Source organism: Terriglobia bacterium (assembly GCA_032252755.1).
Classification (GTDB): domain Bacteria; phylum Acidobacteriota; class Terriglobia; order Terriglobales; family Acidobacteriaceae; genus JAVUPY01.
Genome location: JAVUPY010000007.1, coordinates 75,281 through 87,467 on the forward strand (window position 1 = coordinate 75,281; position 12,187 = coordinate 87,467).

Annotated in this window: 11 protein-coding genes; 4 read left to right on the plus strand and 7 right to left on the minus strand. The window is 52.8% G+C overall.

The window, feature by feature from the left end:
• Positions 1-319: 319 nt before the first annotated feature.
• The gene (locus ROO76_00945) at positions 320-3,043 is read left to right on the plus strand and encodes a M48 family metalloprotease (protein MDT8066708.1); all 2,724 of its coding nucleotides are present in this window, start codon (positions 320-322) and stop codon (positions 3,041-3,043) included.
• Between the two features lie 40 nt (positions 3,044-3,083).
• Here ROO76_00945 and ROO76_00950 read toward each other — a convergent pair whose 3' ends face one another.
• The 5 genes from ROO76_00950 to ROO76_00970 form a co-directional block, all read right to left on the minus strand.
• Positions 3,084-3,701, minus strand: coding sequence for a DUF4412 domain-containing protein (locus ROO76_00950; GenBank protein ID MDT8066709.1), 618 nt, complete (start codon positions 3,699-3,701; stop codon positions 3,084-3,086).
• A 172-nt stretch (positions 3,702-3,873) separates the two neighbouring features.
• Entirely contained in the window at positions 3,874-4,593 is a 720-nt protein-coding gene (locus ROO76_00955; GenBank protein MDT8066710.1) for an FAD-binding oxidoreductase, read from the minus strand.
• A 346-nt stretch (positions 4,594-4,939) separates the two neighbouring features.
• A complete protein-coding gene (locus ROO76_00960) occupies positions 4,940-5,449 on the minus strand; it encodes an SRPBCC domain-containing protein (GenBank protein ID MDT8066711.1) in 510 nt (169 codons plus the stop codon).
• Positions 5,427-5,783: a metalloregulator ArsR/SmtB family transcription factor gene (locus ROO76_00965; GenBank protein MDT8066712.1), complete on the minus strand. Its 357-nt coding sequence runs from the start codon at positions 5,781-5,783 to the stop codon at positions 5,427-5,429. Before ROO76_00965 ends, ROO76_00960 begins: the two co-directional genes overlap by 23 nt.
• A 151-nt stretch (positions 5,784-5,934) precedes the next feature.
• Positions 5,935-6,516: a hypothetical protein gene (locus tag ROO76_00970; protein MDT8066713.1), complete on the minus strand. Its 582-nt coding sequence runs from the start codon at positions 6,514-6,516 to the stop codon at positions 5,935-5,937.
• Positions 6,517-6,567: 51 nt separating this feature from the next.
• On the opposite strand from ROO76_00970, the gene ROO76_00975 reads away from it, so the two are divergent.
• Together ROO76_00975 and ROO76_00980 are read left to right on the plus strand one after the other, a co-directional pair.
• Positions 6,568-7,620 carry a hypothetical protein gene (locus tag ROO76_00975; GenBank protein MDT8066714.1) on the plus strand — a complete coding sequence of 351 codons (1,053 nt, stop codon included), beginning with the start codon at positions 6,568-6,570 and terminating at the stop codon, positions 7,618-7,620.
• Positions 7,621-7,976: 356 nt separating this feature from the next.
• Positions 7,977-8,210, plus strand: a complete 234-nt coding sequence (locus tag ROO76_00980; protein MDT8066715.1) for a hypothetical protein — start codon at positions 7,977-7,979, stop codon at positions 8,208-8,210.
• A 586-nt stretch (positions 8,211-8,796) separates the two neighbouring features.
• On the opposite strand, the gene ROO76_00985 is transcribed toward ROO76_00980, so the two are convergent.
• Positions 8,797-9,780: a hypothetical protein gene (locus ROO76_00985; GenBank protein MDT8066716.1), complete on the minus strand. Its 984-nt coding sequence runs from the start codon at positions 9,778-9,780 to the stop codon at positions 8,797-8,799.
• A gap of 684 nt (positions 9,781-10,464) precedes the next feature.
• Between ROO76_00985 and ROO76_00990 the strand changes: the two genes are divergently transcribed.
• Complete coding sequence (locus tag ROO76_00990) at positions 10,465-10,734, plus strand: hypothetical protein (protein ID MDT8066717.1); 270 nt, start codon at positions 10,465-10,467, stop codon at positions 10,732-10,734.
• Positions 10,735-10,822: 88 nt separating this feature from the next.
• Here ROO76_00990 and ROO76_00995 read toward each other — a convergent pair.
• Positions 10,823-12,187 (minus strand): hypothetical protein (locus ROO76_00995; GenBank protein ID MDT8066718.1); only part of this gene is annotated, 1,365 nt, incomplete at its 5' end.

Consider the following 12,187-nt stretch of genomic DNA (forward strand, 5'->3'; position numbering starts at 1 on the left):
GAGTCATTTATTGTCAAGGTTATAGATGAGCTGACACGAGGTTCGGTTGCAGGAGTTTGACCCTGTGGCTGTTTCGAAAACGTGGCTCCGACGAGAAAGAGCTTGCTTTCAGACGTTTCCCACTTACACTACCCCGAAGTCCAAAGTAGCTGGCTGAGTCCTCATGCGCCATTGCTTGCCGTTATTGCTCGGGGCCTGTCTTCTGATCTCCCCATTAGCTGCCCAAAACTGCAGCGCTCCTCCCATGCCGCCGTTTTCTCCCTCCACGATGCTAACGGTAGAGCAGGAGGGGTTTCTAGGTGACGTACTCGCGAAATCCATGAACGAGGATCTCCAGGTTATTGAGGATGACTCACTCACGGCTCCCTTGCGGAGAATTGGCGACAGGCTGCGAAGCTACGTCCCCCCTGATGCCCCGCACTTTCAGTTTTTCATCGTCGATATGCCGATTACGAATGCGTTCACCATTGCCGGTGGCCGCGTTTACGTTACTAGAAAAGCCATTGCGCTCGCCAAGAATGAAGATGAGATAGCCGGACTATTGGCTCATGAAATGGGCCATGTTCTGACCAGGCAGACCTCCACGGAATACCGGCAACTCTTCCGTCAAGTGCTCAAGGTCGACACCCTCGGGGGACGCGACGACATCGAAGAGCGCTACAACGAGCTTCTCGACAGGGCGGCGACTAACCGCAAAGCTTGGGAAACCCTGCTGAAGAAGCAGGAGAAGGATCAGCTCTCTGCCGACCAGATGTCCGTTTATCTTGCGACTCGAGCTGGATACTCTCCCGAGAAGTTCGCCGACTATTTTGACCGGCTCGCGCAAAATCGCGGAAAGAAGGGCAACTGGTTTACTGACGTATTCGGCGGTACTAATCCAGACTCCAGGAGATATCGAGAGATTCTGAAAAATGGCGCGGCCGATTCCGCCACATGCGCCGGCAAAGCGGACAGAATGACGAAAGATGATTTCGCAAAATGGAAGGAGGCCGTAACCGCCTATCACGGATTCGGGAAGAAAGAGTCACTCCCGCCGAATACGCGCAAAGAAGTTGTGGAAGATCCGCTACGTGAGGGCATTGAGCATCTTCGCTTTAGCCCTGACGGGAAATACCTGGTAGCACAGGACAGTTCCAGTATTTACGTTCTGTCCCGAGATCCCCTCAAGACGCTGTTCCGGATCGACGCGGAAAACTCCTATGGAGCGCAATTCACACCCGATTCCAAATCGGTCGTCTTCTATACATATTCCAACCGCATCGAGAAATGGGATATCGCCGAGCAGCAGCAGGCAGATGCCGATGAAGTCTATACGCCGATGCCCTGCATCGAGTCGGTTTTGTCACCCTGGGGCGACCGGCTTGCGTGCCTGCATTCCGACAAAGATCACCTTTTCGAGTTTGATCTGGACGTCTACAACGCCACGAGCGGCAGCATTGATTGGCACCGGAAGGATATCTTCGATGTGGATTTCGTCGGATACTTCCTGGTGCTCACTGCCATGCGGTCGTCGCACATGATCGATCTAATCCCGCTGGCGTTTTCACCGGACGGAACATATCTGGTTGGATCGGACGGCTCCACGCCTTTTGCATACGACTTCACGTCGAAGAAGCCTCTTGCATCTGCAGATTTGGCCGGTATTCGCGACTATGTTCGCAAAGATTTTATCTTCATCAACCAGGATGTTATTTTCGGTTCGGCAGGTCAGTTCGGCGAGAAATCTTCCGCTGTTCAATTCCCTTCGGGAAAGATGGTCGAATCCGATGTCCCCGTCGGCCCGTTCGGCTTGTATCCCGCCGCCAAGGGGCCCTACCTCATCTTGCGTCCGGTTGTGCATGCCGCCGCCGGGATTCTGGACATGCAGACGAAGAAGATCTTCATGGCGAACAAGACGCCAGCCGTTGATATTTACGACGGCACTGTCGTCAGTGAACGCATCAACGGCGAGATCGCCCTCTATTCCAAGGGAAGCGCCACCGCAGTCGCGACCACTCAGTTGCCGCTTGGACCGCTTGCGAAGTTCGATGCCGTCGCCATCTCGCCCGACTTCGCTTATGTCGCCTACAGCGGACAAACGAGAGGAGCGTTGTGGTCACTGCAGACTGGCAAGCGTCTCGATTATCTCAGGGGCTTCCGGGGTGCCTATCTTGATGGCCATGGCAAGATGAACGCCATTTTCCCGCCTGTTGACTCCTACAACTCCGAGGGCGCAATCACGAAACAGGAAGCGAGGGAAAGGGCAAAGCAGAAGTGGACCCCCGACGATCTGAAGAAAGAAGGAGCAGATACTGCCCTATTGGACGTCGGGTCGAACACTATCACCCCGGTTAGCAAGATTGAACGGCGTTTCCATACTGTCCAAATCGGGCCCTATCTGTTCCTGAGTGCCTTTCGTAATGCGGACGGCGAAATCGTCAAGGAAAGGGAACTGGAAGTTCAGGAAATGAGCACCGGTAAACAGTTGTGGAGCCGAAAATTCTATTCCAATAACTTTCCGCTCCAATACTACAACTTGGCCGGCAATTCCCTGACTTATGTCTGGCCGCTCGACAGCTACGAAGGGAAGCAGTTACTGAAATCTGACGCAGCCTTAACCGCCAGAGTTGACTCCATTGGGCAAAAAGGAACCGTTCTTGTTGAGGTTGATGACCTCGGTACAGGGCAGAAGCGCTTTGTCACGCCAATCAATACGGGAGATGGATCGATCGAGATACGAGACGTGAATGCCGTCGGAAATACTCTGCTGATCAGCGACAACCACGGGCGCCTTCTTGTTTATGACTCTTCAGGGAAAATGAGAGCGCGAACCTTCGCAAAGCAGCCGACGATTGACCCCGAGGAAAAAATACTAGTGGCACGGGTCGAGCCTGGAAGGTTGGCGCTCTATGATCTCGCCACTCTCCGTGAGTTATCCGTTCTTACGTTCTCACATCCGGTTGTGTACAAGCAGTTTTCAGGCGATGGAAAGAAGCTCGCCGTGATCACATCCGATCAGAGTATCTACACTATTCCCGTCGATCGCATGATTTCACAAAAATAAGCCCCGGTTTGAACCGGGGCGCTTCTGGAGCTTTCAGTTCCTACTGATCTCGCCCCATTCCTCGCATCATCCCGCCCATATCGAGTTTCTGGTACCCTGCCGGGATTTCAAACAATTTATCTGGCTGCGCGCCTTCCTTGATGTTCTGAAGCTCCCAGCTCGTACCGTCCGCGTGCACGGACTTTACGGGCACATGCAATTTCTTATCGATCCAGTTTGTCTCTTCCAACTGGCTACCTTTGCTGAACTCCCACTTATCACAAGAGCGTCCGTTCACGGTTTCCGAGCCAACCTGTTTGCACGTCATATCGGTTCGATTTGCACACGGATTTGTCGGATCGAATTGCCGTATTTGTGGCATTTGAGGGCCACGGCCCATGGGTCCAGGCTTACTCAGATCATGCTCCATGTACATTTGGCTGTTGTGCATAACCATGTAGTTCTTTTTTGCCGTGATGTCGGTAATATTGCTGACCGGTCCGCCCGGACTTTCCATGTCGATTCGGATATTGGTCCCGCCAAAAAACATCTTTCCCTTCATATCGCCATGTGAAGTATGAGTCACCATATCGGCGGAAAATTGCGATGGCATTACCTGTGCCATTGCGGAGATAGCGAACAGCAGAATAGGAATGGTAGAAACGGCAAGCCGCTTCAAGTTGAGCCTCCTCTGAATTGAGAATCAAAACCTTCGACAGAAGAAATCGGCCAAATATTACTCGAAACAGGTCCGTATGGAAATCAATAGAAGTATTTCGGCAAAGCTGCCGCTCCAGCCGAAGCGGTGTCTCAGAGCGTCTCTTTAGCAGCTGACGTCCGTCCGTACATCTCTAGTCGTAGCGCTCGTAGATGATTTGGTGCCTGTCCCAGCCAAGCTCTTTCAACTGCTGGCGGTTCGCCGATACCATGTTGTTCAGCCCGCAGATGTACGCTTCCATGTCCCTGCGGTCGCCAACGATCTCGCGCACGTGCTCCTGCACGTAACCCCTGGCTCCCTGCCAGCTCTCGGACGGGCGGCTCAACGTGATGATGTAGTGGAAATTCGGATGCTCTCGCGCCAGTTGTGCAAACTCGTCACGATAGTAAATATCTTTCTCATATCGCGTCCCATAAACCAGCCAATATTCCTTCCCCTGGTGACGCGATTCGTCCGCCAGCAGCCAGTGAATCATCCCGCGAAATGGTGCGATGCCCGTTCCAGTTGCGATGAACAGGGCGTCCTTGCGCTCATGTTTCAGCACGAAATGCCCATGTGGCCCATGGAAGTGCACTTCCCGGCCGAGTTCCAGGTCGCACAGGTAGTTCGACATGAAACCCTCGTCGACACGATTCAGGCACAGATCGAACCGGTTATTGCAGCCCGGCGCCGACGCCAGCGAATAAGCGCGCGTGATGACCTTGCCGTCCGAGCGCGGCTCACGCACCGAGATGAACTGCCCGGGAATGAAATTGAATTGCGGCTGTCCCTCCACCTCAAACTCGAGGTGCTTCGTGCGGTCCGACAGGACCTCGGAAATAGCTAGTCGCGCGGTTAGAAGCGGATGTTCCAAGGTGAAAGTCTCTCTCCCCCACGTAAGTTCATTCTAAAGCAACCGGAACCCCGGTCCTTACTAGGAAGATGACGCAACCCTGCAAATCGATTCCTATCGCCTGCGTCTTTATCCCGGGAGAGCAGCAGGATCCGCATAAATCCGCGAAGATCTGCGGTTTTGCATTTTTGTTGTGGGTGGTGATGGTGATCCTGCCGATTAGAGGTAAGGCGACGATTCGGCCAGGTGACGAGAGCGCGATTGATCTAAGCCTCCGCAGGCACCCCTGGCTGGGGTTGCAGGGGTGGACCTGCGTTTGCTTTGCGTTCATTATCTCGCGCATGACGATCATCCAGGCTTCAACTTCTTATTTTGTCTGCATCAGCCCCGCAACAACCGTGGCAACCTTGTCGAGTATCTGGTTCCAGCCCTCTAGCTGCCCGCTATTCTTTGCGCTCTCCATGGGTTCATTTCCGATGAAGGTGAGTTTCGTCTGGCCGTTTCCAAGGTCCTCAAACAGAATCACGTCGTGCGCACCTTCTATAGCCTCATGTTCTATTCCCAATTGCGCAGGCTCAACCTTGTTTCCCTCCGAGTCGGAAAAGTACATGGAGGAAACGATCTTCTCGTGCGGAATAATCTCATGGTATTCACCACCATTCCAGAACTCCTGTCCATCCGGCGTTCTCATGCAGTAGAGGAATTTTCCTCCCACGCGAAAATCCATCTTGCAAACAGGCGCAGTAAAACCCTTCGGCCCCCACCACTGCATCACATATTTCGGATCTGTCCACGCCTTCCAAACTAATTCGCGTGGGGCATCAAAAACTCTTGTGACAACCATCCGCTCCGTCTTATTCAACGCGCTTTTTGCCATGTCCAACCTCCGCTTTTTTCATTTGATTCACAACTGCATCCAGCTTGTCGAAACTCTCTTCCCAGAATCGGCGATAGCCAATCGCCCAGTCGCTGATTGCCTTTATCGCCTCTGGCCTAAGGGTGCAAATACTCTCTCGTCCACGCTTCGTCTTGATCACAATCCGCGCCCGCACCAGGTAGGCAATATGTTTTGAAATCATCTGCTGCGAGAGTGCAAACGGTTTCGTCAATCCATGCACAGAGGCAGGCCCACGTGAAAGCCGTTCGATCATCGCCCGACGGGTTGGATCAGACAAAGCCGCAAATGTTGTACCGAGATTATCCACAACCATATGGTAGTGGATTTTCCATCGATGTCAAATGTGAATTTCGCGATTCCTAAACCCGCATCGGAGGTCCCTTCAGAGTGTGTGTCGCATGCTGTTGGATATTGCGAGGTGGATTCAGTGGAACACTTTGAACCGAAGTGGCGCACATTAATGTCTAGTGGCCGACTTTATTTGGCAGGACCAGGTGGTTCGTAAAAACTCTAAAGTAGCGGATATATTGACTTTCTAACTCTAATGGATTCTTGAGTTTTCGAAAATCCGACCAAACCGAAGGACTTTCGGACATTTTGCCTCGGCGACATACTCGCAAGATGCCCATGCCATTTGCCACCTTGGCTTCAGAACTCTTTTGGCTACCAAACCTGCCTGCTACAGTGACGAGATGGCAAATACGCCAACCAGACACGTCCCGTTGCAAGACGAGTTGCCATCCCTCATTGAGATGGTCAGGACGCCAGCTGCGGATGATCCCCGATTCGCAACTAGGGAGTTGATTGCCGCAAATCACGACGCTTTCCGTGAGATCTGCCATAGGGTGTGGAAGGAACTTCACCGGCGGTCCATCGACGAAATCATGAACATGGAAAAGCTCCTGACCCCGGAGCGTCGAAAGATCATGCCCCACTCCATGATCTTTTACTTCGAACGGTGCATCCAGATATGGCGCCGTCTTAATGACGCTCTCATCTGGGTTCTCCTGGGTTTTCAGGATCACATTATTCGTACGGTCTGCCATCGTAAGGATAGACCGCAGCTCGGGTCGGCAAATCCAGACGGAATTCTCCGCTTGTTGAAACAGCTCAACGCCGATCCCATGACCATCGCGATCTGGTCCGATGCCACGACGTGTGTCGATCTTGGCGATGTCTTCTGCAAGGCCCCTCCGGATAAGCCAAATGGGTTTTTCGAAGTCAAAGAGGGCGTGATGAACGACAAGATATTCGAGCTCTTCAAGGTGAAAGGATCGCCGGAGCAGATTGCAGGCAAAATCGAAACCTTCGTCGAGGAGAACGGCCCTAAGGCATTGAGACAGTTAGAGCGCGTGGTCCGTCAGAGAACGCTTTACAACCAGGTGATGGACATTGTCGAAAAGGAACGAGGTTTCGACCCGCGTCGGAAAGTCGAGGTGATAATCGGGGAGTCGCGGGTCGCTTTGCAGACCTACGATCCCGAACTCCAGGATGCCATCGATGCCGCGGCCGGGAAGCCTATACTTCGTTGCATTGATCAGTGTCTCTGGGTTTATGTAGACGGCGATCCCGAAAAGTCTCCCCAGCAAAAGGTCGAAGAATTTCGGGCCGGAGTACAGACGGCGGCGCCGCAGGCTTTGCTATGGATTGATCAGCAATTTGAAGGCAAGTTGTCATTCGAGGCTATCTTGTTGGAAGCGAACCTCGAGACTCCAGAAGCGATACCGCTATTCCTGCGTCAACTCAAACCAGAGACCATTCGCGACGTGCTGCTCGGACGTCTCATGCGCTCAGTCTTTTTGTTCCTTGATTGGAAAGAACTGACAATGATCGTCAAGGCACAGGGGGGAGAGCTGGAGTGGAGCAACTTTAAGGAAGGTCGCCGGCAACAAGCAAAGCCTGTTGCGCAAAGGTTTCTGACCATCGGAGGGCGTGTCCCGCGAATCCGCTTGGAAAACGGAAACTACATCGATGGGTTTTCGAAGCTCTACCGTATCTACTTCGACGGCATTTCTCCCAGCTCAATCGTTGCTCAATACATAGAGGCATTGCATGAACCCGTCCCATTTTCACGAGAGAACGAATCGGACAGAGAGTCCGGCCCCAACCACCCGAGCGAGGCAAATGGTCTGAAATCTGAAGGTGAATGATGAGATCCATTGTCGCCGAGCAAGCCGTATCAGTGAGCCCTGATACGGATCTTCCTGTGTGATCAATAGTCCGTTTTCGATGCAGTCGGCAAACTGCTGGATCCTCAACTCCAACGTGCGACTTCTCGATTATAACGAGATCATGCTGGGTGCGATGTCCGGCCTTTCGCCCTCCAGTATGCCCCGCAAAGCAGCGGGCAAATTGGGTTACCGTCAACCTCAATCCAAGGCACCGCCAAGCACTTTCCGCTGTCGAAGGTTATTGTTGGCTCCGGACGAATTTCACGGATCAGCGCCTTCCCCTGATGAAGTCCGCAGAGTTGAACCGTTGGTGCGTCTGTGAGGAGAGCGTTCAAGTGGACGAAGACAAGGCCAAGGAAGCGATTTACGGCCTCAAAATCGGTGTTCATACGAGCGAAGATGTCCTCGATGATGAAGGCTCTTTTTCCAGTGCTCAATCCTGTATGCAGGTAGGAAACCCATCCCCTTGCTTCATCCATATGTACGGTACCTATATCGGAGTGTGTGAGTTCATCTCGCAGCGTTCTCAGAGGCTCATACCAATCAGCCTCTTTGAGCGCGGAAAGTAAACCAGCAGGAAGTAGGCCATCGAACGCACCGGATCGCGCCCGCGCGAATGTCTTCCGAGTCGAGTCCGGCATTCCTCGTACTGGATAACGTGCGCTCAAAACCTTTCTGGCGCAGTCTACGGCGGAATAGAGTTCCGTAAAGACACTTTCTATGACCGCAGCTAACTCCTTCGCGCGTTCAGCCGGGGTATAACCCTTTTCGTTCAACTGTTGCACGTCGATCGCAATTGTAGGCGCGATGCGCAATGAAAGCGCTCGCAAAACCATTGCCTTCCTGAAGTGATTTCCAACCCCGGATACTGCGCGACGTTCGATGGAGTCTGAGTCTGGAAAAGAGCTCGCGAAGAAGGTGGCAAATTTGTCGACCTGACCCCATGTCTCAGGAGCGAACGTTCGAACGGTGTAGGCGACCGTCCCGCCATTACTGGAGTGGTGTTCTGATCGAGTCTCTGTTGGAGCCCCAGTATCCGGCGATGCTCCCTCGGTTTGATCGAGCAAGCGGAGACCTCTCTTGTGGTGCCAGCCAGCCAATAGTGTAGCTTGCGAGCGAAACACCCAGCCAGACGATTAGCCAAAAATCCAGCACTCAAAGCTTGAACTTGGGAGAAACATACCGCTTGAAAACGTCAGGCAAGCCCCTGACCTTGGCCTTGGCGTCCTCCTCATAGATGTCCAGACCACACGCAGCATATGCGCGGCGCACGAGGTCTAATAGTGGACCATAAATTGAAGCGCTCTCCCAACCGCCGTGCGACTCCCACATCTTGGCCAAAATCTCGCCTTCCTCTTCAAAAACAGAGCGCAGGTGGTACTCGTCCAGGAGCTGCTCCAATTCAGCTGGCAAAGGGAGCGATGGTTTGCCGAGAGAGGCTCGATGTCCGAGTACGTGGCTACTATGCTTCAGGATGGGCTCAATGGCCGCCGTCGCAATGTCGAGTAGCTCGTGCAATTCCGCTCCCCTACGTGACGCAGAGATAAGCCTGCGAACGTCGCTGGCCAATGCCTCTATGGAGTGGTCGAGCATAGAGTACATGGTCATGAGCATTTCAGGATGTTCCTTCGCACTCTTCCTGCAAGCGGCATATTCGTTCCACACGACATCAGCAATCTGCCAGAACACGGGCGGCATTTGTTCGTTGCCGGGAAGGTCGAGGGCGATGTGCTCGATGGTCTTTGCTTTCTGAGCAAGGTCGTTAGCATGACCAAGCTCGTGCGCCAGAATGTAGCGGGATTGCTTATCTCCGTTCTTTAGCATCGACCAGACATCATCTGCCCGAACGAATATGCGGCAATAGGCGTGGGCATTTCGTTTGCAGACGGGAGTGACAGCCACTCCCACGGTTGCGCCCTTGGTGCGCGTCAAGATGCGTCCGTTCTGAATGCCCCCATCATCGAAGTTCGACAGAGCCTCGTCGAGGCGGTCGGTTACTGTCAACCCTAGTAGCCGGCTGAGATCCAATTGGTAAGATTCAACCAGAGCCTCTACGACCGATAGCAGGTGTTCGCGAACGAAGGCTTGGATCTCTGGCTCATCCCGCCAAGAATCAATCTCTATGTCCTTATCTGTCATTGTGTTTCCGCGTTCAGGATAATGCAAATTGTTGCTCAGCGAGCCCATCAGTTCGGCCCCGCTTGAGTTCTGTGCGCGCTAAGTGACTGAAAGGACAGGCTGAATCGACGTCGAAGTAAATACTCGAAACTCTACGAAGGGTCCTTCGTCTGTTCCGGTATTAATTCGAGTTTACTTCCGAATTGCCCGTCATTCGTCCACAACTCAACTTCCGAGTCCGAAATTCGGGTTAGGTAAGTACCGGCATTCCGTGCGGTATGCCCTCAGATCCTTTATGTAGACAATTTTTTTGTTAACTTCACGGATTGTTGCGGCTGGAGCGGCTTATGTCGCGCTTGAGAGTCGACCCATCACGATTCTGTTAATAATAGGCCCAATTTACAATGGTTTATTAACACTTTCTTTGGCAGTACGACATTGAGGACACGCTAATTTGACTTCCCCTGCATTGACATCTGTCCGGGGTTGGAAGCACACTAACGCGACCTGCGGAGATTGCGATCCGTGGGGTTCTGCATGTCGCACTACCGTACTACAGGGACGCGGCCCGGTGCAGCCGGGCCGCGTTGTTATTTGTGTCCTGGTCAGCTCTCTCCTCTATTTGCTGAAGCGCGAGTGTCGGCGCAGTGCGTTCTTATTTTGGTTCGGGATCGAATATGCCAAAGCGTTAGAATTGAGTTGCAGATGCGAAGCAAGAATAAAGCGAAGAAGCCCCAAGAGACCGCACGCTCAGTGAAACGGAGCAGCTTTGCTCATGATGAACTGCTCGGATCGATGATAGGCAAGTTTACTATCATTGGTGAAGTTAAGACCTCAACTCGGCCCGAAGACTGGGAAAACGAAGAAGTCGGCTCACATACTCCTCAGCGCCAGCTGATCGAAGGCATTTTCCGTCCCGACGCCAGGAGGTTGGCGGCCCAGCGACGGACGGACCTGAAGGGCAAGAGAAAGTAAACCACGCACGCGCCATCGGATTCTTGGCCTAGAGCGTTTCGAACACGGTCCGACATTGCTTGCCACTCCCAATTGCCTATTAGCTGCCTCAACTCTCAGCCGCGCTCCTGGTGAGGGTTTTCAACTTTTCGATGGTTAGCTCGTTAATGGTCAACACCTCAACGAGAGCATGTTTCGCGAATTGCATAGGGACTGTCTTGCTAGTAATCAGCAGCGAACGAATAGGTAATTCTGAGAGCTTGGTGAATGCAGACAATGCCGGCGGATGAGCGGTGAACCACGCTACGCGTCTCAGATGCTTCGTCAACTCATCATTCGCGACACCCCTAAATCTAGAGAGTTGTTCGGCAACTTCCCCGAGAGTGCGTGCAAAATTCAACTCTTTACATTCGCAGATTAGTGCAACCTCGTTGTTCCAAGCGAGAACGTCGATATCACCAGTTGCCGTGGACGGATCCGCACCGAATCTCTTCATCTCGACCTCAGTTTGTACATTGAATCCAAGGTCGCGAAGTCTGTCTGCCACGGCTTTGTTGAACGCTAGACCCCGTCTGGCATTACTACTCCCAACGTAGGCCTTCATCCTTTGAGAATGGAAGTATTCTGTTTCGGCCCCGCCGGTGTAAGCCTCCATCACCACGTGTCGAAAGCTATCCTCACAAAAAGCGGGAGCATACATCACTCCGTCTGCGCCTAGGTTGATGATCGGTCTCGTCATCATCGACAAGCGACGACGAAAACGCCACGGCCACCAGTCTTTGCTTCGAAATGGCTTCTCGGCAGAATCCCATCGAGTACGCGGGTGCAGTACAAAATTGTTATAGAGCGCATCAATCTGCGGTACTCCTAAATCAGAATTGTTCAAAAGTACCGCGAACTCCTCATGGGTCGACTTTATGACGAGCTTTTTCGCCTCAATTGCATTCTCACATAATGCAACTCCCAACTTTCCGAGTGACTGAGGTGAGATGCCGTACTCTTCAGAAAATGCGTCAACAAACTCACTTCCAAATACCTCAACGTCTGTCTTAGTGCCGCCCGGCCGAGCCTCAAAGAACTGTTCATAGCCCAGCACATCCTTCCCGTGAATCTGCTCGTAATGAACCGTCAAGTACTCGTGCATTAGCTCCATTACTTCCTCACCGATTTTGAACTCTCCCAACGCAGAAATGCTAATCGAGGGTTCTGTGCAGCCAGCGCGCAGCGCGTCCGACCTAGACGCCGCTCCGATCAGCACCGTGATCTGAGCTAGCAGATAATCCGTATCACTCTCGGTCACCTTGCGACCGCCCCGCGACGGACACGTGCATACAGCCATTTCAATAAGTATTCGTGTCGCGATTTGAGTTAGATCGCGCCGTTCTTTCACACTTTGCGATGCCCGCAGCGTATCGGAACGGTCGGTGTGAACTGAGAGGACAGCTCGGCTCGTGCGCTTCCACCTTTCGGAGTC